The 21,140-nt window shown below is 60.2% G+C and carries 17 protein-coding genes; 9 read left to right on the top strand and 8 right to left on the bottom strand.

Annotated elements, in window-relative coordinates; genetic code table 11:
* Positions 1–83: 83 nt before the first annotated feature.
* From NJC38_RS14980 to NJC38_RS15005, 6 genes are all read left to right on the top strand, one after another.
* Entirely contained in the window at positions 84–494 is a 411-nt protein-coding gene (locus NJC38_RS14980) for a 5-carboxymethyl-2-hydroxymuconate Delta-isomerase (protein WP_253115424.1), read from the top strand.
* Positions 495–548: 54 nt separating this feature from the next.
* Positions 549–1,859 carry an MFS transporter gene (locus NJC38_RS14985; protein ID WP_253115426.1) on the top strand — a complete coding sequence of 437 codons (1,311 nt, stop codon included), beginning with the start codon at positions 549–551 and terminating at the stop codon, positions 1,857–1,859.
* Positions 1,860–1,869: 10 nt separating this feature from the next.
* Entirely contained in the window at positions 1,870–2,673 is an 804-nt protein-coding gene (hpaH, locus tag NJC38_RS14990) for a 2-oxo-hept-4-ene-1,7-dioate hydratase (protein WP_253115428.1), read from the top strand.
* Positions 2,674–2,788: 115 nt separating this feature from the next.
* Positions 2,789–3,589, top strand: a complete 801-nt coding sequence (hpaI, locus tag NJC38_RS14995; protein WP_253115430.1) for a 4-hydroxy-2-oxoheptanedioate aldolase — start codon at positions 2,789–2,791, stop codon at positions 3,587–3,589.
* Between the two features lie 525 nt (positions 3,590–4,114).
* On the top strand, positions 4,115–6,223 hold the full coding sequence (locus tag NJC38_RS15000) for a LodA/GoxA family CTQ-dependent oxidase (RefSeq protein ID WP_253115433.1): 2,109 nt from the start codon (positions 4,115–4,117) through the stop codon (positions 6,221–6,223).
* Between the two features lie 5 nt (positions 6,224–6,228).
* Entirely contained in the window at positions 6,229–7,590 is a 1,362-nt protein-coding gene (locus tag NJC38_RS15005; protein WP_253115435.1) for an NAD(P)/FAD-dependent oxidoreductase, read from the top strand.
* Here NJC38_RS15005 and NJC38_RS15010 read toward each other — a convergent pair.
* The 4 genes from NJC38_RS15010 to NJC38_RS15025 all read right to left on the bottom strand — a co-directional run bounded on the left by NJC38_RS15010 (position 7,579) and on the right by NJC38_RS15025 (position 11,551).
* Complete coding sequence (locus NJC38_RS15010; protein ID WP_253115437.1) at positions 7,579–8,208, bottom strand: TetR/AcrR family transcriptional regulator; 630 nt, start codon at positions 8,206–8,208, stop codon at positions 7,579–7,581. The two genes, NJC38_RS15005 and NJC38_RS15010, sit on opposite strands and share 12 nt — an antisense overlap.
* Positions 8,209–8,417: 209 nt before the next feature.
* Positions 8,418–9,380: a transcriptional regulator FeaR gene (gene feaR, locus NJC38_RS15015; protein ID WP_045489267.1), complete on the bottom strand. Its 963-nt coding sequence runs from the start codon at positions 9,378–9,380 to the stop codon at positions 8,418–8,420.
* 112 nt (positions 9,381–9,492) lie between these two features.
* Positions 9,493–10,071 carry a DUF3156 family protein gene (locus tag NJC38_RS15020; protein ID WP_253115439.1) on the bottom strand — a complete coding sequence of 193 codons (579 nt, stop codon included), beginning with the start codon at positions 10,069–10,071 and terminating at the stop codon, positions 9,493–9,495.
* Entirely contained in the window at positions 10,052–11,551 is a 1,500-nt protein-coding gene (locus tag NJC38_RS15025; protein ID WP_253115440.1) for an APC family permease, read from the bottom strand. The genes NJC38_RS15020 and NJC38_RS15025 overlap by 20 nt, the downstream gene beginning before the upstream one ends.
* Before the next feature lie 300 nt (positions 11,552–11,851).
* On the opposite strand from NJC38_RS15025, the gene NJC38_RS15030 reads away from it, so the two are divergent.
* Positions 11,852–13,174: an alginate export family protein gene (locus NJC38_RS15030; protein WP_253115443.1), complete on the top strand. Its 1,323-nt coding sequence runs from the start codon at positions 11,852–11,854 to the stop codon at positions 13,172–13,174.
* Positions 13,175–13,362: 188 nt separating this feature from the next.
* Here NJC38_RS15030 and NJC38_RS29045 read toward each other — a convergent pair whose 3' ends face one another.
* The 3 genes from NJC38_RS29045 to NJC38_RS15050 form a co-directional block, all read right to left on the bottom strand.
* On the bottom strand, positions 13,363–14,250 hold the full coding sequence (locus tag NJC38_RS29045) for a methyl-accepting chemotaxis protein (RefSeq protein ID WP_144403387.1): 888 nt from the start codon (positions 14,248–14,250) through the stop codon (positions 13,363–13,365).
* Positions 14,251–14,455: 205 nt separating this feature from the next.
* Positions 14,456–15,406, bottom strand: a complete 951-nt coding sequence (locus tag NJC38_RS15045) for a p-hydroxyphenylacetate 3-hydroxylase reductase component (RefSeq protein WP_045489252.1) — start codon at positions 15,404–15,406, stop codon at positions 14,456–14,458.
* Positions 15,407–15,500: 94 nt separating this feature from the next.
* Entirely contained in the window at positions 15,501–16,670 is a 1,170-nt protein-coding gene (locus NJC38_RS15050) for a p-hydroxyphenylacetate 3-hydroxylase oxygenase component (protein ID WP_253115444.1), read from the bottom strand.
* 307 nt (positions 16,671–16,977) lie between these two features.
* Between NJC38_RS15050 and NJC38_RS15055 the strand changes: the two genes are divergently transcribed.
* Positions 16,978–18,465, top strand: coding sequence for an aldehyde dehydrogenase family protein (locus NJC38_RS15055; RefSeq protein WP_253115447.1), 1,488 nt, complete (start codon positions 16,978–16,980; stop codon positions 18,463–18,465).
* Between the two features lie 145 nt (positions 18,466–18,610).
* Positions 18,611–19,096, top strand: a complete 486-nt coding sequence (locus NJC38_RS15060) for an Hcp family type VI secretion system effector (protein WP_253115449.1) — start codon at positions 18,611–18,613, stop codon at positions 19,094–19,096.
* Between the two features lie 61 nt (positions 19,097–19,157).
* Here NJC38_RS15060 and NJC38_RS15065 read toward each other — a convergent pair whose 3' ends face one another.
* Positions 19,158–20,723, bottom strand: a complete 1,566-nt coding sequence (locus NJC38_RS15065; RefSeq protein ID WP_253115451.1) for a PAS domain-containing methyl-accepting chemotaxis protein — start codon at positions 20,721–20,723, stop codon at positions 19,158–19,160.
* Positions 20,724–21,140 lie beyond the last annotated feature (417 nt).

Raw genomic sequence — 21,140 nt, forward strand, 5'->3', positions numbered from 1 at the left:
GGCGCCTGGAAAATTCGCGACCAAAACCGATCGCCGCCCGGGCGCTCCCACAGTATTCCAACCCTATTCAGGAACACATCCTCATGCCCCATCTGGTCCTGCTCTACACCGCCGACCTGGAACACCAAGCCGATATTCCCGGCCTGTGCCGTGCGCTGGCCGACAGCATGCTTGAACAACGCGATGAAACCGGCAAGGCGGTGTTCCCCACCGGCGGCACCCGGGTGCTGGCCTATCCGGCGGCGCACAGCGCGGTGGCTGACGGCCAGGGCAACTATGGCTTTTTATACGCCAACCTGCGCATGGCCAGCGGCCGAAGCGCTGCGGTGCACAAAGCGGTCGGTGACAACCTGCTGAGCGTGCTGCGCCAGCGTCTGCAGCCGATCCTCGATCAACGCCCGGTGGGCATCACCCTGCAGGTCGATGAAAGCCACAACCAGGTCTATGACGGCAAGCACAGCAGCCTGCACCCCTTGTTCAACAAGAACACCTGACTGCCGCCACAAAACCCCAGCCGTGTCGTCTCAACCAACAAAAAGTACAAGACCATGAGCGCAACCCACTCTGCCGCAAGCGCCGCTGCTGAGCACAACCTCAGCGACGCCACGCACCGCACCGTCACCTGGCGGCTGATGCCGCTGTTGCTGGTGTGCTACCTGTTCGCCCACCTGGACCGCATCAACATTGGTTTTGCCAAGATGCAGATGAGCGCCGACCTGCACTTCAGCGACACCGTCTATGGCCTGGGTGCCGGGCTGTTCTTCGTCGCCTATGCGCTGTTCGGGGTGCCCAGCAACCTGGCACTGGAACGGGTCGGGCCACGCCGCTGGATCGCCTGCCTGATGGTGGTCTGGGGGCTGTTGTCTGCCGGTATGTTTCTGGTCCAGAGCCCAAGCGGCTTCTACACCCTGCGCTTTTTGCTGGGGGTGGCCGAGGCCGGGTTCTTTCCGGGCATTCTGGTCTACCTCAACCGCTGGTACCCGGCACGCCGCCGTGCGCAGATCACCGCGTTGTTTGCGATTGCGGTCCCGATGGCCGGAGTGATTGGCGGCCCGCTGTCCGGGGCCATCCTGGAGTGGTTCAACGGCACCGGCGGGCTGCGCGGCTGGCAGTGGATGTTTGTCCTGGAGGGCGCGCCGGTGGTATTGCTCGGCTTGCTGGTCTGGCGGGTGCTGCCGGAGCATTTCAACCAGGTCGGCTGGCTCAGCGCTGAGCAGAAGCAACGCCTGGGCGAAGAACTGGCCGCCGAAGAGCAGCGCAAAACCATCACCTCGCTCGCCGGGATCCTGCGTGATGCTCACGTATGGCTGCTGGTGGCGATCTACTTTGCCGTGATGCTGGCGGTCAATACCCTGGCATTCTGGATGCCGACCCTGATCCACGGCGCCGGGATTGGCCGCGACAGCATGGTCGGCCTGCTCAGTGCAATTCCTTACCTGGCCGGTGTGCTGTTCATGCTCGCCTGCGGACGCTCGTCGGACCGCCATCGTGAACGCCGCTGGCACCTGTGCGTGCCGCTGCTGATGTGCGCGCTCGGCATTGCCGTGACCGGCGTCACGCCAGCCAGCGCAGTGCCGGTCATGGCCGGGCTGATCATCGCCGGCATGGGTGCCAGCGCCGCACTGCCGATGTTCTGGCAATTGCCGCCGGCCTTTCTCTCGCTGCGCGCCATCGCCGCCGGCATTGGCCTGATCAGCTCGTTTGGCAGCATTGCCTCGTTTCTCGCGCCCTACCTGATCGGCTGGATGCGCGACACCACCCACAGCGCCAGCCTGGCTCTTTATGTGCTGGCGCTGCTCATCGCCCTGGGCGGCCTGCTGGTGTTGCGTACCCCGGCCGCTATCGTCAATCCGCAATAAGGAGCTTTCCATGCTTGCCCCTACCCTCATCCAGCAAGCCGCCGAGCGGCTCGACCAGGCCGAACGCTCCCGCGAGCAGGTTGGCCAGTTCTCTCTGCAATACCCGGACATCAGCATCGAAGACGCCTACGCCATTCAACGTGCCTGGGTCGCCCGCAAGATCCGCGACGGGCGCAAGCTGGTCGGCCACAAGATCGGCCTGACTTCCCGCGCCATGCAGGTGTCGTCGAACATCACCGAACCGGACTACGGCGCGCTGCTCGATGACATGTTTTTCGACGAAGGCACCGACATCCCGTTCAATCGCTTCATCGTGCCGCGCGTGGAGGTGGAGCTGGCGTTCATCCTCGGCAAGCCGCTCAAAGGCCCGAACGTGACGATCTTCGATGTGCTCGACGCCACTGAGTGGGTGGTTCCGGCGCTGGAAATCATCGATGCACGCATCCAGCAGGTCGACCCGCAGACCCAGGTCACCCGCAAGGTGTTCGACACCATTTCCGACAACGCCGCCAATGCCGGCGTGGTCATGGGCGGCAGGCCGGTACGCCCTACCGACATCGACCTGCGCCGGGTGCCAGCGGTGCTGTACCGCAATGGCGTAATCGAAGAGTCCGGGGTTTCGGCTGCCGTGCTCAATCATCCGGCCAAAGGCGTGGCGTGGCTGGCCAACAAACTGGCGCCGTATGACGTCACCCTGCAGGCCGGGCAGATCATTCTGGGTGGCTCCTTCACCCGACCGGTCGCCGCCAGGCCGGGCGACACCTTCCACGTCGATTACGACCAGTTGGGCAGCATTGCCTGCCGTTTCGTGTAACCCCCTTTGAAATGCTGTAGGAGCTGCTTTAGCAGCGAAAAGACCACGCCAGGCATCACATTCATTATGTCGGGCAGACTTCGCGGCCAAAGCCGCTCCTACCCAGGAGCCCCCCATGGATATGCCTATCAATACCTTCAAGCAGCGCCTGCAATCGGGCGAGGCGCAAATCGGTCTGTGGCTGGGTCTGGCCGACCCGTATTGCGCCGAGCTGGCGGCCAATGCCGGTTTCGACTGGCTACTGATCGACGGTGAGCACGCGCCCAATGATCTGCGGGGTCTGCTCGGTCAGCTGCAAGCGGTGGCGCCCTACCCTGGCCAGGCGGTGATTCGTCCGGTGATCGGTGATACAGCGCTGATCAAACAGGTTCTCGATATTGGTGTGCAGACGCTGCTGGTGCCAATGGTCGAAAGTGCCGAGCAGGCCCGTGAGCTGGTGCGCGCGATTCACTATCCGCCCAACGGAATACGCGGGGTGGGCAGCGCACTGGCGCGGGCTTCGCGCTGGAACACGATTGACGGTTACCTGGATAAGGCCGACGAGCAGATGTGCCTGCTGGTACAGATCGAGAATCTGGAGGGTCTGGCGCGGCTGGACGAGATTGTAGCGGTAGAGGGGGTCGACGGGGTGTTTATTGGCCCGGCGGACCTGAGTGCGGCCATGGGGCATCGGGGTAATCCCGGGCATCCTGAGGTGCAGGCGGCGATCGAGGATGCGATTGTGCGGATCGGTCAGGCCGGCAAGGCGGCAGGGATTCTCAGCGCCGACCAGAAGCTGGCACGGCGGTACATTGAGTTGGGAGCGAAGTTTGTGGCGGTAGGGGTGGATACGACCGTGTTGATGCGGGGGTTGCAGACCCTGGCGGCGGCATTCAAGGATGGGCCTGCGCCGAGCAGTGGGGGTGGGGTTTACTGATTTTGCGGTCGTGCGCTCGTCGTCGATCCGGGCAACAGCAATGGTTCAAACCAGGCAGCAGTGGCTTAAAGGCAAAACTGTTCGGTTAGACGCTATACATCTCTGTGGGAGATTCTATGGTAGCGAAGAGGCCGGCAAGGTCACAGCAACAGCGGCGAATGTGCCGCCGTCTTCGCGACCAAGGTCGCTCCTACAGGAGCAGGCGGCATTTAAGTGAACAGACCTGGGCTTAAATGTGAGTGGGTGTTTCAGAAGTGACGAGGAGCCAAAGAACCGTCGCTTCAATCCCTCGCGTAACACCCGCGCCAGACAACTGATTTTCCAGGTTATTTATAAAAACCCAAACCAGCCTGAGCCGTGCCGCAGAGCGCTTTTTACAATTAGCCGGCTATCTGTCACTGATTTTTTTCTGATCTCAACTTGACGAACTCAAAAGACCGCCAATAATCTGATGCCGTAATGCCATTATCGGCATTCAGCACCAGAGCATGTATCGCGCAAGTGCCCAACGGAGGGGCGGTTCGGATGAGTTCGACTTACGAGATTTTTCCAAAGATTGGTGTTGCCCGTCTTGGTAACAGCCCCACAGAGTTTTATTTATCGCCACAAGCCACCGGGGGCTTACCCCTTGAATGTGACGCACAGGGCAATCTGCAACTGGATAACGGCAAGCCCAGGTTCGTCAATGCCTTCAAAGACAGTGTTGGTCGTATCAAGCGCCAGGCTGCCAAGTTTCAGATTGTCCGCACTGATGGTACTAGCCCGCAACCAGTCACACTTGACAGTGAAGAAATCAGTTCCATTGAGTGGACTGTCCATATCGCTAACAAGAAGCCGATCTGGTACACGTTTTCCGAGTTGCAGGGCAATCTGGAGTTTGGTCCAGACAACAGTTATGAAGCCCAACATATTCCGGTTAACAACTCCAATGTCACCGACCCCGTGGCGCGTCAGCAACTGATTATTGACCCGGGTCCGCGCAGTATTTCCGGGGCCGGGCAAAACATTCAATTCTCGCGCTATAACATCCCGAGCGATTATTCAAAAGGTTCGTTCCCGCCCGTGGGTTCAGGTGGCGAGCAAATTGATGTATTGGGCGAGCTGAAAACCGACAGCAGCGGCAATCTTGTGGCCCTGGGTGGTTTTGGCAAGGTCACGGGGTCAGGAGAAATATCTTCATTTCGGGGTGCCTCCGGGTATTGGGATGATATCTCCGACGGTTTTGTCTGTGCGCAAATCACCCTGCGCGATGGCAGTAAAATCACACCTGAGCCGGCATGGCTGATCGTTGGCAGTCCGAAGTATGTGCCCGAGGTGGTCAACGTCATCACCCTCGCCGATACCTTGTACGATGTAGCCGTTCGCCAGATGGGGGCAGATCCGAGCCTGTTTGATTCGGAGCAGCACACGGCGCAAAACTCGGCCGATTATTTTGCCGAGATCGGAAAATATTGTCCGTTGTACGGCTTCAACCCCACGTTCAAAATCAACTTCGACGCCCATATTCAGCCGATTCTGGATGCCCTGTCCCGCTACAAATGGGTCGCCAACGTTCCCACCATGGATGAGTTTGCCAGGCCGTCTTTTGACATGCGTGATAGCAGTGACGCGAACCGTGAACTGCGCATGGCCTACTTCAAATACTTCCGCGTTCCGCTCTTGCCCGCAGACTACGACAGCCATTACGCCGACATGGAATTCGGTCCGGCCCAGCTTGAGCGCGACGGACAGCCGATGATGCCGCTCAATTCCGGTGATAACTCAGTCACCAATTTTGGTCCCATTTATAAATTCCTGACCCTCTCCGCCACCCAGTACTTTTTTCTCTACCAATGGGCGAAGGGTAACTTTACTACAGCCCGTTCAAGCGGCAGCACGTCCCATCGCTCGGTGCAGAAATACTATCATCAGCTCCATCATGCGGTCGCAGAGGCTCCGCAAACCCAACTGGCGCTGGCAGATATCAGCAACTGTGTCGGCGGGCCGTTCTCACCAGGCATCGAAGTGACCTGGAGCATGCGCAGTGCCAATCTCTATGATGCACCCTTTCATATCATGCTGGCCCACGCCAGTTCGGGGCAAACCGATATGCAGGCACACTATCGGGAATATGGCCTGTCGATTCAAAGCCGTAATGAAACCGCCCCAGATGCTGATGGCAAGAAAATTGGTTGTGAACCGGGGGACTTGACCAAACGCATGGCAATCCCGTGGATGGCCGACTTTCAGGAATGTACGGTTCAGACCCCGAATATTTCCGACATCAACATCAACCAACTTTCCGATGGCTCCGGAATTGAACTGCCGCCGACCTATTATGTGTACTGGTGGCCGCCACAAAGCCCGTTCAATGTCATGACCGGCGCCACTCACCCGCAAGATCAGGTGCTGGACGCTTATGTCAGCCAGATTGACGGACAGCCCGTTATCCCGGCCGGGCAGAATGTTGAATATCAACGCGGCATTTTTTCGAAAGAAGACATGATCAGTAACTGGTCGGCGCTGGGCTTTGTCGTTAACCAGGGGAGTAATGAAATCCCCTACCTGGTGGAAAAAGAGCGTAACTTTGGGCAATTGGCGCAGTTCAAAATGAATAACGATTACGCCATCAGACTTAAAGCCCAAGGTAAGTAAACGTCATGACCGGTTCTGTCGACGAAACAATACCGTGTTTCGATGTCGTGATAATCGGGGGCGGGCCGGCCGGTACCTCGGCCGCCTTGACCCTGCTAAAACGCACCGATATCTCGGTTCTGGTAGTAGAGGCCGGTCATTATGACCGGCCCAAGTCGGGTGAGTCCTTATCTCCCGGAGTTCGCAACCTGCTGGATTACCTGGCGGTGTGGGATGACTTTGCCGGGATGGCACCGTTGCAGACCTGGGGTAACCAGGCCGCCTGGGGCAGTGAGCAGTTGGCGTCGTTCGACTTCATGTTCAACGTCCACGGGCACGGTTGGGCGATTGACCGCGCCCGTTTTGAACACATGATGGCCCGCCTGGTGAGTCAGCGCGGCGGGCGGCTGGAGTGCGATACCCGCTGCCTGGCAGTGCGTCAGTTGATGCCTGATCGTGATCAATATGATGGCTGGCAACTGACACTGCGCAGCAGCGATGACCGCGAGCATGCGGTGCGTGCCAGAGTGGTGATTGATGCTGCCGGCCGGACATCGCGATGGAATGAGGCTCTGCACCACCGCCATGATGATCTGGTTGGCGTCAGCGCTCTGCTGACGGCCTCTGCAACTCATTCGCCGGCGGCCTTGACGACCGTTGAGACCGTGGCCAATGGCTGGTGGTATGCGGCCCCCGTACCCGGAGGCCGCGTTGCAGTGTCGTTCATGAGTGATTCGGACATCATTCATCAGAACAAGCTGTCGCGCCCGGAGAACTGGCTGACAGCCCTTGCGGGCACGCGCCATATCGCCGAGCTCATCAATCCTGCCGAAAGCGATGTCGAGTTACGCACTGATCCGGCCTTCTCGGCCTGCCTTGTGCCTGGCTCAGGCGGCGGGATCATTCCTGCCGGGGATGCAGCGGCATCGTTTGACCCGCTCTCCTCCGGCGGTATTCCTCACGCGCTGGCCACAGGTATACAGGCCGCCCGTGCTGCTTCGGACCGCCTGCATGGTGAGGGGCTACTGATTTCGGCCTACGAGACCGCCATTGCCGCTGACTTTCGCCAGTACTTGCGTACACGCTGGCGCATTTACGGCATGGAAACCCGCTTTGGCACTTCACCTTTCTGGGTGAGGCGGCAAACACCGGTTTCGCTACCGCCGGAAAACATCCTGATTGCCGATTCACATACCGACAGCCAGACCATCTTCCTGCCCCGCCAGGTGGCGGATCTGATCCGCCATACAGCCATCAAGCCCATTTCGGCGGCTGAGCTGATCGGCAAGGTCGGCGCATCCTGCCCTGCCTACCCGGCTGAGCGGCTGATTCTCGGGGTACAGGACATGATCGGTAAGGGCTTGGCGAGCTACCCGCTATCGGCCTGATGTGATGTACGAAACGTACGGCGACGATCCCTGACGCAGTAGCGACAGTGAGTCGCCGTACACCCTCCACAGCGCCTTGAGGCGTCTGGCATAAGCCTCGGGTGTTGCATAGAGCAGCTCGACGTGAAGGCTGTCGACGATCCCTTGCCAGGCATCGCAGTACAGCTCCAGGTCGTTGTCGTCCATCTGCGGGTAACGCTGGGCGAGCAATGGTCTGAACAACTGGCGCATCTGTGCCAGATAATCTTCGAAGCCCGCACTGATCATTGGGCGCAGGACTTCTGGCGGGTAGAAGGCCGCGCGCAACAGGCAGCGCAACGAGGCCGATGCCTGGTAGCGCTCGGCCAACTGGTGGACCAGCAGGCCGCCCGGCACGCTATTGAGCTCGCTGGCGGTATCGAAGCAGCTTTGCATGTGCAGCCGTTCGTTTTCCAGGGCGCGTTCAAACACCACGCTGTACAGCTCATCCTTGCTGGAGAAATGCGCATACAGCGACGGCTTGCGCATATTGGCCAGGATCGCGATGTCGTTGAGCGACGAACCGTCGTAGCCGCGTTCGGCGAAATGCTCAATGGCCAGGCAGCAGATGCGTTCAGCCGAGGCACTCAGGGTTTTCATCAGTGTTTTCCTGCCAATCACTATTTTAGTGGCTCACGCCAGTAATGCCGGTGGGGACCATACGGGGCTACGCCGAGTCCCGGCATGGCCCCCGCCCCTCCCGTACAGCCTACCGACGCCTAAATCTACCTATCGATAGGAAGGGTAATTGGCCACTATAAAAACCTTCCCGCAAAGAGGCAAACGCTCCAGGTTTTGGTTGTGCTGCTTCACGCCGCGCCAGCCGCATGGGTCAGGCTGACACTGCGGAAATCCTTGGGCGACTGTTCAAACTGCTTCTTGAATGAGCGGCTGAAATGCGCCGAGTCGGTGAAGCCCCATTTGTAGGCAATGGTGGTGATCGATTCGCTGCGCAGGAAAGGATTGGCCAGGTCTTCGGCACTGCGTTTGAGCCGTGCACGCTGAATGTAACGGCACACACTGTCGCCTTCATCTTCGAACAAGCGATACAGATGCCGCACCGAGATGTTCAGGCGCCCCGCCAGCACTGCCGGGTTCAGGCCGGGCTGGCCCAGCGATTCGTCGATCAGCTTCTGCACACAACTGCGCAGGTTGACGCTGCCTGACGCGCTCAAGTCGGTACAGGCCTCATCGCTGTGTTCCAGCGCCGATGGCAGCAGCGAGATCAGTGCATTCTGCAAGCCGTGCTCATCGGTTGCGACGGCCTCGTCATCGCGGGTGTCCTTGCAAATCTGATCCATCAACACATGCAGCATGCGCCCGCAGGTCTTGGCGGCAGACACCTTGCCGAAGGCCAGCCGCTGGTTTTTCAGCCCCTTGAGTACATCCTGGCGCGGCAAGGACAGCGAGGCGTGTTCGATCAGGCCGAACGGGGTAATTTCACAGTAGCCGCTCGAGTCCATCAGCAGCATGTCGCCCGGCGCCAGCTTGATGCTGATGCCGTGCTGGGTGATCTGTGAATAGCCACTGCGCTGGCTGACCAGGAAACAGTCCTGGTCGTTGTCCAGATCGGCATTGCCGGCCTGACGGACGATATTGCCAGCGTTGGTGCGCAGGCTGGCCAGCTCCAGACCGGAGCGTGTCCAGGTGCAGATCTCACCGATGAACAGTGAGCGATTGAACGCAAGGTCAGTCTCGAAGCGGCCACAGATGGCGCGCAGTCGGGTATTCCATTGTTCAAGGGCATTGCGGGCGATTTGATCAGTGTTCATACCTGCCTCCACGATGAATCTTGTTGTTATGTGCTTATTGATAACATGTTAATAATAAGCACACAACTTCACTTGAATCACTCATGTACAGGCAGGATACGTGCCAGTCGACCTAGATCTCGCGCAAGACGCGGGACAAGGCATTCAGCGCCGCGAACAGGCTGGTTTTTTGTTCTGCGCTGATAGCGATATAGCGACGAAACGCAGGCATGCGGTTGACCACTTCACTGCCGCCCATATGCTCCAGACGCACCGTCCACTGGCCGTCAGCGGCCTCCAGAAGCAGACGTTTGAAGTCCAGCGGCATCAGGGCCTCACGCAGCGGCCGATCCAGCTCCAGTGCCTGACGCAGCGTAGCGAGTGCTGCGCTATCACCACCCCGGCGCCGGCAACGCAAGCCGCTGCGGCGGATCGAACCGGTATGGTGCAGCTCATAACGCCCGGCGCACTGATTTGCGCCCGGCACCTGCAGCACAAACTCACTCATCACCAGGTGCATCAGCAATTGCGACTCGGTGCGCTCGCGCACCTCAACCATCAGGCCATCAAGGCTCACTCGCGCCAGGCGCGGCTCAAGCTGCTGCCAGCCGCTGAGCGCCAGGTTGCGCCGCAGGCACTCAAGCGTTACGCCAGGCCGGTAACCGGCCGGATCACGCGGGGCGGTCAGGCCATCAAACAGTCTTGAAAGCATCACGGGCTGCTGCCTCCGGGTGAATGCCTGGTTGGTTGGCGAACTCTTTGGCCAGTACGTCTTCGACCCTGGCTGGCTTGAATGGATGGACCTTCTGTACCACCAGCGTCCAGAACAATGCATAGGCGGCAGTGCCCGCGAGCATGATGCCGAACGGTACGTAGATATCGGCCGGGTTCATGCCCGGTGGGGTGATGAACCACATGCCCAGCAGGATGCCGACACTGGAGACGATCTGCGGCAGCGGGAACAGCGGCGAGCGATAAGCGCGCGGCAGGTCCGGGCGGCGGATACGCAGGCTGACCACCGACAGGGTCACCAGCAGATAAGCCGTGCTCCAGGCACACACCGCCGCCAGCACCAGGTTGATAATGTTGTCGGTGTTACCGCCCAGATACCAGGCATGCACGCATGGGATCAGCATCGCGACCAGAATGCACAACAGCGGCGTCTTGAAACGCGGGCTCAGGTAGGTGAACACCTTGGGCAACGCACCGTCGACCGCCATGCCATAGATGATTCGCGGCACGCCGGCCATCAGCGTGTTGATGGTCGCCGCACCGGCGAACAGAAAACCGATACCCAGCCAGATCGGGCCGATATCGCCCATTACCTGCTCGGCGAATTTCGGGATGGCCATGGGTGTGTCGAGCAAGTGCACGCCGGTAGCGGCGTCCAGCACCACGTTCTCCACCTGGCGCTTCATCGCTGCGCCGTAGATGAACATGCAGCTCGCCACGCCCAGCAATCCCAGGATCATCGCCTTGGGCATGACCTGAGCCGAACGGCGCAGGTCCGGCGCCAGCGGGGTGACGAACTCGCAGCCGACGAACATGAACATCGCCATGCCCACCAGCGACAGAATGGTCACCAGGTCCGTACCGACCAGCGACGCACCGAACAGCCCGTCGAGCTGCACCGCCGGCGCGGCGATCAGGCCCAGCACACCGAAGGTCATCAGGGTCACCCACATACCGAAGGTCAGGATGATCTCGGCCTTGCCGAACGCACTGACGCCAAAGGCATTGAGGATACCCAGCACCACCACGAACCCTACGCCCAGCAACCAGGAGCCGCCGGCCGATTCGGCCAGGGTATTGAGGTGCTCGAAATTCACCAACGCCATGACCCCGGCCAGGATGGTCTCGGCGGTGCCGGCAAAAACGTGGACGATCAGGTAAGCCGCCAGCGTGCCCATAATGGCGAAAAAGCGTCCCAGACCGCAGTTGATGTAGTCATATACGGAGCCTGTGGTCGGCAGGATTGAGGCCGCCTCGGCAAAGGTGGTGGCCTGCGCCAGCATCATGATCACCGCCAGGATCATGGCCAGGGCAAAGGCGCTGCCGCCTATGCCGAAGCCCATGGTCGCGGTGAGAATCACCGGGCTTGCCATGATCAGGCCGATGGTACTGGCCAGCGCGGTGGGAAACCCCACTGTGCCGCGATTCAGATGCTCAGTGAGCTGTTGGTTGAGTGACATGCTGGACCCCTGCTGTTCTAGTCGTTCGATCAGGCAATGCAAACAATCGCCGGCAAGTATTGCGCCACTCCCCTGTCGAGCGATGCCAGCCGACGATCGCCGCACTGCGCCATGCAATCACTGTGCGCCGGCCCTCCCCCAACGTCTTGCCCATGGCTGACGGCGATTTTGTTGCAGCCTGCCAGCATCAAGGCCATGGCGGACAGATACAAATGGCTGGCACGCTCGGCAAAGACCTGCCGCCTTGCAATACCCCTAACTGATGGCAACCCACGTCCATTAGAAAAAAGGGGCAACACCATGGAGCGCTTTACCCGACGTAACACCCTGGCCCTGGTCATCGGCCTGAGCAGCCTGCTCGGCGTCAGTCAGAGCCAGGCCATCGAACTGTACAGCGATGAAGACACCCAACTGACGGGTAACTTCCTCGCCGTCTACGGCCACTTCAACAGCCGCAAGAACTACGACGGCACGCCAGGCGGTTCGACCTGGCGCGAGGGGTTCATCAAATACGGGCTGAGCGCCAGTCAGGGCCTGGCGGGTTTTGGCAGCCTGTATGGCACCGCAAACCTAGTCAGTTCGGCCACTTGGGGCGACGGCGATGCGGCCGGCTACACCAATGGCAGTGAGCGCACGACAAAATTCGACGAAGCCTTTGCCGGCTGGAAGTCCGGTGACCTGTTTCCAGTGCTGGGCAAGGATGGTGTCGATCTTTCATGGGGACGCCAGGTGATTACCCTGGGCGACGGTTTCATCATCAACGACGACGGTATCAACCTGGGTAAAGGTATCGCTGACGGCGACATGAACCGCGGCGGCGCCTACTATCTGGCCGCCCGTCACGCCTTCGACAAAACAGCAGTATTGCGCCTGGGCGGCAAGGATGGCCTGCATGGCAGCCTGTTGTGGTTCAAGTCCGACAACCGTGCCCAGGCCAATACCGAACTGGCCGCCGCGACCCTGGAATACAGCGCTGCGCCAGGCACCCTGGGCCTGACCTGGATCCACGGTCTGGGCGTCGACAAGCAATACGCCAGTGACTTTCAGCGCCAGCGTGACGGCATGAACATCTACAGCCTGCGTGGCGCCGGTAATGCAGGCATCGACAACGCGCACTTCTCGTTCGAATACGCCAGGCAAACCAAGGACGCAGGTCACGAGCAAGCCTGGTACACCGAGGCCGGCTACACCTTCGCCGATCTGCCCTGGAGCCCGGACCTGAGCTACCGCTACAGCCGCTACTCCGAGGGTTGGGACTCGATGTTCAATGGCCAGAACCGTGGCTTTGGCACCTGGTTCCAGGGTGAGGTCACCGCCAACTATGCCGGCCCCTTCAACAGCAACACCGCCATTCACCACTTGGGCCTGAAGCTCAAGCCGCTGGACAACCTGACCATCGGCGCCCTGTTCTTTGACTACCGGACCTTGCACACCGGCCAGGCGCTCAACCTCGATGGCCGCGAAGCCGACCTGTATGTCGAATGGGCGGTCAATGATCACCTGATCATCACCCCGCTGGTCGGCCTGTACAAACCGCGCAAGGATCAGGACACCGGCGGTAACCAGGTCGGTGGCAACGGCACCAATGTCTACAGCCAGCTGATTGTCGCGGTCCCATTCTGATAGCCGGCAGCGAGCTTGTGGTTAATGCTGATCAGTCAAGGCCGACGCGATCCTTGTCGGACCTTGGTCTGGTCGGCAGATCGACGAAGGCGGCGTGAGATCCACTGCGAATGTGCTGGTTTCATCGCCGCTTTCGCGAGCAACCGGAACGCCGACCGGCTGCTACTGAACACGCTTGCAGCTAGCCCCTAACGCCGCGCATCACGCACCAGCATGGTCTGGATCTGCTGGGTCGCGTGGCGGGTGCTTTCGGCCAGCTTCTTGACCTCATCGGCGACCACCGCAAAGCCGCGGCCCACCTCACCGGCACGGGCCGCTTCAATCGCTGCATTGAGGGCCAGCAGGTTGGTCTGTTCGGCAATGCCCTTGATCACCCCGACCACCGTGGAAATCTGCGCGTAAGTCGCCTGGTTCTGCTCCAGCATCTGCGCGTGACTGGCCTGGGCCGAACGCTCGTCGCTGATATCGCGCACCGCGCCCATCACCCGTTGCAGCACACCGCGCTCGTCACGGATCGCCCGGCCCCGCTCGCGGCACCAGATATAGCCACGGGTCTTGTGCCGCATGCGGTACTCGAACACATACTCTCCGCTGCCTGCGGGCATGACGATCTCACGTTCAAAGATCGCCATGATTGCCGCCAGGTCATCCGGATGAGTGATACCGACCTGGGCATCCCAGCCATCAGGCAACTCATTGGCGGCATAGCCCATCAAGGCCCGAAACGGGTCAGAGATGCGCATGAAGCTGGCCGGGTCGTCGATCCGTCCATGCGCCACGCGAATGTCCCAGAAGCCTTCAGTGAGGGTCGACTGCAACAGCTCCCAGACCCGCTGCTCCTGATGATGCTGGTGCAAGCGTTCATGCAACTGCTGGTTGCTGTCTTCAAGCGCCTTGAGCTGTGGCAACAGCCGCTGCTGCTCAAGCTCAGCCGCCGCCAAAGCATTGCGCAGCTGGCTCAGACGTTCCTCGACGTCGGCCTGCGCGCTGGCTTGTTGCTGCTCACGGGCACGCCACTGAGCGTGTAACGCCGCGACTGCCTGCAGGTTTTGCTGCACCAGAGGAAAGCGCTGCATCACGCCTGGTGCCACGGGCTGTCCATTGCCCAACTGTTGCAAGGCCTGGTTAAGTTCATCGACCCATTTGTTGTTATTGAAAAACATCAGACACCCCGGACGTGAGAGACACCCGTTGCCATCAGGCCTTGAATCGCCGGGGTTCGCATGTGCAAGGCTGCCAGGCGATTTGCATCACCCTGCCAGCCAGCCCCCCGCCAGTTGCTCAGCCGCGAATCACCGCCTGCAACACCGCTTTGAAGGTCGCGATCTGCTCGGCGCTGAACGCACCGAATACCTTGTCCTGCTGCTCGCGGGCAATGCTCCACAGGCCCTCGGTTTCATCCACGCCGCTGGCGGTCAGGCAAACCCGCTCGTCACGATCACAGACCAGCCCCTTGCGGCGCAGATTGGCGACGGCTTCGTCGATTTCCAGGGCCGGCATCGCGACCTCTCGTTGCAGGTCATTGAGGCTCAGGCCGGCATCGTTTTCCAGCACCATCAGCATCCGCGCCTCGCTGGTGCGCAGGCCGGTAGATAACTGGCGAGGCTGGTAGCCGGCCTGATACGCACGCAAGGCCTGAGTCATCAGGTAATACAGGTTGTGCTGCAGACGGCCCTGAAAGTGACTGCTCGGCGCCTGGCCCTCTTCACGCCTGGTCATCCGGGTATGTGGCAGCACCATCGAGTAGGCACCCTGATGGTAGAGCAGCGGTGAACGGCCAAAATCATCGAAGGCCACCACCTTGCCGATCAGAATCCAGTGGTCGCCGCCGTCGATCTGCTGATACTTCTGGCAATCGAAACGCGCCGAGCAATCGAGCAACAACGGTGAACCACCGACACCCGGCTCATGGGCGATACCGGCAAAGCGGTCGTCGCGTGGCCGGGCGAAGTTGTTGGACAGCTCGATCTGATCCGCAGCCAGAATATTGACCGCAAAATGGGTGGCCTCGGCAAACACCTCATGGCTGGTCGAGCGTTTGTCCAGACTCCAGAGAATCAGCGCCGGGTCCAGCGACACCGAGTTAAAGCTATTGGCCGTCACCCCGACCTTGTGACCCGCAGCGGTGGCGGCGGTGACCACCGTCACACCGGTGGCGAAATTACCCAGCGCCCGGCGAAATGCACGGGGGTCCAGAGCAGGGTTAACGGCAATTGCGCTTGGTTCAGACATGCAAGACTCCCGGACAGCCGCCAGCGGCTGCCCTGATTCGAATAAGGTTATCGGGCGCATCAGGCAGCCTCGGCTGCCGATATCACAGGGTCCGTCAGACCATGCTTGGGTCCGGCTCCAGGCCCATCAACTCGCGACCGAGGATCTGCGCGCAGACGTCGTAGTCGGTGTAGGCATGCGCACCGGTCATGTGCGAGTCACGGAACAGTCGCTGCATCTCGTTGCTTTCGAACCAGGCCGTGCCGCCGGCCGCAGCGAACAGTCGATCCACGGCCTCGATGCACATCTTCACCACATAGCCCTGGTTGGTACGCCAGTACGCCAGCGTGTCGCGGGACGGGTACTCATGGCGCTCACCGTGCTCAGCGTGGTCCTGCCAGGTCTTTTCCAGAAAGGCCCGCGCCGCCGCCACTTGATGGGTCGACTCGGCCAGGCGCATCAGCGCCGGGGTCGCGGCCCCTACCGCCGCACCGGTGTAGGCACGCACACGGTTGCGAGTCTTGTCGCGAAAGACCTCAAGCATGCGCTCGGCAATTCCCAGGCTGACCGTCGAGAAGCCACTGGCAAAATACGGGCGATAGGGCGAATAGAAAATCTTGCTGTCCGGGTACAGGCCGAACCCGGCCGACTTGCCTTCCATCATGTCCTTGGCTTTCTGGATGCGGTGCTCAGGCACAAACACGTTGTCGATCACCAGAGTCTTGGTGCCGCTGCCTTTCATGCCGGCGGCGTACCAGTCGTCACGGATCTGATAATCGCTGCGCGGCAACACGGCAAAGCAGTAATCCTGGCCGCCTTCGGCGTTCTGACGACGGAAACCGACAATCGCCCACTCGGCGTGATCGCTGCCGCTGCTCCAGCCCATTTCACCACTGAACAGCACGCCACCATCGGTTTCAGTGGTTCGGCCAAACGGGGCAATACTGCTGCTGGCGGTGGCATCAGGATTTGCCCCCCAGATCTCTTCCTGCAAGCGGGCCGGAAACAGCGCCAATTGGTGACTGTGCGTGCACAGCAGGCTCATGGCCCAGGCGGTGCTGGCACAGGCGCCGGCCAGCAAGGCGATGCAGTCGCCGAACTGCGGCAGGGAAATTTCCAGCCCGCCATAAGGACGTGGTTGAAAGGCCCGATGCAGGCCAATGCTTTTGAGCAGGGCGATATTTTCGGCGGGCACCATCCGGTCTTTTTCTGCCTGAGCGGCATTGGCCGCAATGGCCGGCAGGATCGCACGCAGGTCTTCAAGCAGGGGATTAGGCTTTTTCATGAGGGGGCTCTGCTTATTATTGGACATTTTCCGGCGGCCTGACCCAGCGTTGATGACCTTCAGGTCAAAGGCCGGTTAGCCGAACACAGCGCCAGTATGGGTCTGGCGTCGGATGCGGAAAATGCACCTTCCAGATGGAAGATTGTACTTTTCATAGCCGGCCCACTGCTCAAGCCACCCAGTCGCTGGCACGCACAGACAAGCGCTGGTCAGCCCTGATCAAGCGTGTCTGACCGCGCCTGGTTACCCTCAGGCAATACGCGTGGTTCACGCTTTTTCTGCCCGTTTTCTGCCTGAGGTACTGCTCGTGTCCGACATTCAACTGCTCCCCCAGGTCCGTACCTTTCTGGACCGCGACCATGGCCTGTTCATCGACGGACGCCCCCAGCCATCCCAGGGCAGCGGACGGATCGAGGTGGTCAGCCCGGCCAATGCCCAAGTCATCGCGCGGGTCAGCGATGCCGTTGAGGCCGATGTGGATGCTGCGGTCGCTTCGGCCCGTCAGGGCTTCAAGGTCTGGTCACAGACCGCCCCGGCGGTGCGCAGCGCCGTGTTGCTCAAACTGGCCGACCTGCTGGAGCAATACGGTGAGGAACTGGCTCAACTGGAAACCTTGCAGTCAGGCAAGATCATTCAGATATCCCGCGCTTTTGAAGTGGGCCAGGCCGCGCACTTCCTGCGTTACTTTGCCGGCTGGGCAACCAAAATCACCGGCCAGACCATCACCCCGTCGCTGCCTTCGTTCAATGGCGAGCAATACACCGCCTACACCCTGCGTCAGCCGGTGGGCGTGGTGGTCGGTATCGTGCCGTGGAATTTCTCGACGATGATCGCCATCTGGAAGCTGGCGTCGGCCCTGACCACCGGCTGCAGCGTGATCATCAAACCCAGCGAGTTCACGCCACTGACCATTCTGCGTATCGCCGAGCTGGGCATCGAAGCCGGTCTGCCGGCCGGCGCACTCAACGTAGTGACCGGCCTGGGCAAGGTCGGCCAGGCGCTGATCGAACATCCCGGCACCGACAAAATATCGTTCACCGGCTCCGTGCCCACCGGCATCGCCGTGGGCAGAACAGCGCTGGGCGCCAACCTGACCCGCGCGACGCTGGAGCTGGGCGGCAAGAATTCGGTGGGGTTTCTGGCCGATGTCGACATCGACAAAGCGGTCAACGGCGCCATCGAAGCGGGCTTTTTACACTCAGGGCAAATCTGCGCCGCCGGTGAACGTTTCTTTGCTCCGCGCCAACGCATCGATGAGTTGATGGACAAACTCAGCCAGCGCCTGGCCGCGCTGAAGATTGGCTCGCCGCTGGATGAAAGCACTGAATTCGGCCCGGTGACCAACCGCATTCACCAACAGAAGCTGGGCCAGTTCTTCGACCGCGCTCGTGCAGAAAATTGCACCATCGTCCACGGCGGACGCTTGATCGAACGCGAAGGCTTTTATGTAGAGCCGACCGTAATCCTCGCCAACTCGCTGAGCGACACCCTGTTGAGCGAAGAAACCTTCGGCCCGATCGCCACGTTCCTTGCCTACGACGATGAGGAGCAGTTGCTGGAGCTGATGAACAGCACCCCATACGGCCTGAGCGCCAGCCTGTGGACCAACGACCTGGGCAAGGCCATGCGCATGGTGCCACGCATTGAGGCCGGCACCGTATGGGTGAACATGCACACCCTGCTCGACCCGGCCGTTCCCTTTGGCGGAATCAAGGCTTCCGGAATCGGCCGCGAGTTTGGCTCGGCATTTATCGATGACTACACCGAGCTTAAATCAGTGATGATTCGCTACTGAGCAAGACCTGAATCTGCGGATGCTGAGCCGTCAGCATCCGCAGGCTGTTCTTGCCTGCTAAACCAACTGAAATTTCGGAAACGTCCTACATATCGCCGGGGAGCCAAAAAATACACTGCCCCTCCATTTATCAAGGAGGGCGACCATGGCCAACTGCGGTTACATGACCATCAAGAGCGACAAGCAAGGCTTCATGTCCAACGGCTGTTGCACCCCGGAGTCACTGGGCGGCAAAAACCAGAGCGGCCACACCAACAAGATCATGGTGCTGGCCTTCACCCACAACATGGCCAACCTCGACAACGCCCGCCACGCCACACACCAACCGGTGTACATCACCAAGCACGTCGACAAATCAACCCCGCTGTTGAGCCAGGCGCTGGCCAATCGAGACCAGATCGATTGCATGATCGACTTCTACCGCACCTCCTCGCGCGGTACCCAGGAGAAGTTCTACACCGTCGAGATTCGCGGCGGACTGATTCGTGAGCTGACCCAGGACATGCCTCATGCACTGCTGCACAGCGACGGTCAGCCGCAGGAGCATCTGGCAATCAGTTACCGCGACATTATCTGGACCCATCATGCGGGGAGCACCAACGGCTATGCGTCGTGGATCGCGGATCAATAACAGCTGCGCCAAGGACCGCCTGTGAACCGGGAGGCCGCAAGACCTCCCCTCACTCATGACCTCAACGACTGAACCGCTCCGCCAGACTGTGCAGGTACTGGGCCATTTCTTCGAGCTCACGGCTGATCGCAGACCCTTGCTGCGCCTGGTCTGCACTCTGGTCACACAGTTGCGCGATGCGGGTGATCTGCTGGCTGATGTTCTCGGCCACATGGCTCTGCTCTTCCGACGCCGAGGCCATTTGCTGGCTCATGCCGGTAATCCGTGTGACAGCCTTGCTGATGCCATCCAGAGCTTGCTGGACGGCCTCGACGCTGGCCACGCTTTCCTGGGAGTTCTGCTCGCCGCGGCTGGCGGTGGCGACGGCGCGGTCGGCACCATCACGCAACGAGGTGATGATCTTCTGGATTTCCTCGGTGGACGATTGAGTACGTGACGCCAGCGAACGCACCTCGTCCGCAACCACGGCAAAGCCCCTGCCCTGTTCGCCGGCACGAGCCGCCTCGATCGCAGCGTTGAGGGCCAGCAGGTTGGTCTGTTGGGCAATCGAGGTAATCACGTCCACCACACTGCCGATCGATTGCGTTGCACCCGCCAGCTCGCCAACGGCGTGGCCGATTTCATTGACCGAGTTGGCCATGTGCCGGATCGCCAGCAGGCTTTCGTCGGCCAGGTTGCGACCCTGCTGGGCCAGTTTGTCGGCCTCTTCAGCGGCGTGGGCAGTGCTCTGCACGTTGTGCGTGACTTCCTGGATCGTCGCGGCCATCTGGTTGATCGCCGTGGCCGACTGTTCGGTTTCGTTACGTTGCTGATCCAGAGAGCGTGCCTGTTGCACCGACAATTGCGCCGACTGCCCGGCACGCGACTTGACCCCCTCGCCGGTGTCCACCAGCCGGGTCAGAGCCGTTTGCAGGCGGGCCTCTTCGCTGATCATCGCCAGGTCCAGTTGCGCTTGCGGGCCGCGGTTATCACTGTAGGTCAGGGCGACCAGCGCGCTGGTGAACGCCTTGGGGTGCTCATCGAGGGTTTTCTGCAGGCCACGCCGATGACGAATCTCCAGATAGCCACCCAGCCCCACCAGCACCGCCAACAACAAGAACACGAACGGCGTGTCCTCGAGCAAGTAGGTACCCACAGCCAGAATCAGGGTGGCTACAACCATCGGCAACTGGCGGCTGAGGTGGTAAACCGCACTACCGGTTCTCGACACGGCCGGCTTTCCAGCCCTCAGGCGGGCATACAGTGCTTCAGCACGGCGCACCTGATCGCGGGTTGGCAGCGAGCGTACCGATTCATAACCAGTAATGCGGCCGTTTTCGTACACCGCCGTGACGTAGGCACTCACCCAATAAAAATCGCCGTTCTTGGAACGATTCTTGACCACCCCCATCCAAGGTTTACCTTGCTTGATGGTTTCCCACATATGGCCAAACACCGATGGTGGCATATCGGGGTGACGTACCAGGTTATGCGGCTGGCCGATCAACTCTTCACGGGTAAAGCCGCTCATGGCGACAAACGCGTCGTTACAGTAGGTAATGTGGCTGCTTAGATCGGTGGTGGAGATTAAACGCTCGTTGGCAGAAAAGGTTCTTTCGTTCTGGGTAACCGGCATGTTCAAACGCATCGACTGCAACCTCTCCTGATAACTGCAAAGATCCAGGCATCCCTGAACTTACTGCACGACAATCGCTGCGATTGAGTCATGCGGCATTGAACGCACGCTATGTAAGGGTTTAGCACATCCTGTTGCGTCAGGAGACACTGCCTCAGAGCGACCCTGAAGGTTGGCAATGCCCGACAGGCGCTGGCAATTTCTTGCCCCATTGCACCTGAAATCCAAGCGTAGCGAAGAAAAACCGGGGAGCAAGTCAACAATTACCGACTTGCGAACGGCGCATCATCATGGTCATGGATGGCAGTTTGCAAGCACATTTGAAACATTTGTTTTCAGAACATTCAAACGCTTGAATTAATGGAAATTTCCATTTTTACCGGCCCTGCACAAAACGCGCAGAGGCGGCATTGCCGCTGCGACACTTTG

This window comes from Pseudomonas sp. 21LCFQ010 (assembly GCF_024129905.1).
Lineage (GTDB): Bacteria > Pseudomonadota > Gammaproteobacteria > Pseudomonadales > Pseudomonadaceae > Aquipseudomonas.

Bases quoted from the DNA above. Each gene is read 5' to 3' on its own strand.
- NJC38_RS14980 (WP_253115424.1), top strand. From the start codon at position 84: ATGCCCCATCTGGTCCTGCTCTACACCGCCGACCTGGAACACCAAGCC.
- NJC38_RS14985 (WP_253115426.1), top strand. From the start codon at position 549: ATGAGCGCAACCCACTCTGCCGCAAGCGCCGCTGCTGAGCACAACCTC.
- hpaH (WP_253115428.1), top strand. From the start codon at position 1,870: ATGCTTGCCCCTACCCTCATCCAGCAAGCCGCCGAGCGGCTCGACCAG.
- hpaI (WP_253115430.1), top strand. From the start codon at position 2,789: ATGGATATGCCTATCAATACCTTCAAGCAGCGCCTGCAATCGGGCGAG.
- NJC38_RS15000 (WP_253115433.1), top strand. From the start codon at position 4,115: ATGAGTTCGACTTACGAGATTTTTCCAAAGATTGGTGTTGCCCGTCTT.
- NJC38_RS15005 (WP_253115435.1), top strand. From the start codon at position 6,229: ATGACCGGTTCTGTCGACGAAACAATACCGTGTTTCGATGTCGTGATA.
- NJC38_RS15010 (WP_253115437.1), bottom strand. From the start codon at position 8,208: ATGAAAACCCTGAGTGCCTCGGCTGAACGCATCTGCTGCCTGGCCATT.
- feaR (WP_045489267.1), bottom strand. From the start codon at position 9,380: ATGAACACTGATCAAATCGCCCGCAATGCCCTTGAACAATGGAATACC.
- NJC38_RS15020 (WP_253115439.1), bottom strand. From the start codon at position 10,071: ATGCTTTCAAGACTGTTTGATGGCCTGACCGCCCCGCGTGATCCGGCC.
- NJC38_RS15025 (WP_253115440.1), bottom strand. From the start codon at position 11,551: ATGTCACTCAACCAACAGCTCACTGAGCATCTGAATCGCGGCACAGTG.
- NJC38_RS15030 (WP_253115443.1), top strand. From the start codon at position 11,852: ATGGAGCGCTTTACCCGACGTAACACCCTGGCCCTGGTCATCGGCCTG.
- NJC38_RS29045 (WP_144403387.1), bottom strand. From the start codon at position 14,250: ATGCAGCGCTTTCCTCTGGTGCAGCAAAACCTGCAGGCAGTCGCGGCG.
- NJC38_RS15045 (WP_045489252.1), bottom strand. From the start codon at position 15,406: ATGTCTGAACCAAGCGCAATTGCCGTTAACCCTGCTCTGGACCCCCGT.
- NJC38_RS15050 (WP_253115444.1), bottom strand. From the start codon at position 16,670: ATGAAAAAGCCTAATCCCCTGCTTGAAGACCTGCGTGCGATCCTGCCG.
- NJC38_RS15060 (WP_253115449.1), top strand. From the start codon at position 18,611: ATGGCCAACTGCGGTTACATGACCATCAAGAGCGACAAGCAAGGCTTC.
- NJC38_RS15065 (WP_253115451.1), bottom strand. From the start codon at position 20,723: ATGCGTTTGAACATGCCGGTTACCCAGAACGAAAGAACCTTTTCTGCC.